Genomic DNA, 270 nt, shown 5'->3' with positions numbered 1-270 from the left:
GCACCATCGCCCGCCACGACACCGCTCCGCGCAGCAACTGGATGGCGCGCCTGCGCACACTGCTTGCCATCCTCGGCCCCGGCCTCATCGTCATGGTCGGCGATAATGACGCCGGCGCGTTCGGCACTTATACGCAGGCGGGGCAGAACTACGGCACGTCGCTGCTCTGGACGCTCGCGCTGCTGATTCCGGTTCTCTATGTGAACCAGGAAATGGTCCTGCGCCTGGGCGCCGTGACCGGCGTCGGCCACGCACGCCTCATCTTCGAAC

General features: G+C 66.7%; 1 protein-coding gene. It reads left to right on the top strand.

Going from position 1 to position 270, the window contains the following annotated elements:
- Positions 1 to 270: divalent metal cation transporter (locus tag AB3X99_RS41010; RefSeq protein ID WP_368662078.1), on the top strand; the 270-nt coding region annotated here is incomplete at both ends.

This window comes from Paraburkholderia sp. BR10882 (genome assembly GCF_040948855.1).
GTDB classification, from domain to species: Bacteria; Pseudomonadota; Gammaproteobacteria; order Burkholderiales; family Burkholderiaceae; genus Paraburkholderia; species Paraburkholderia nodosa_A.
This window is presented reverse-complemented; position numbering and strand designations above follow the sequence as displayed.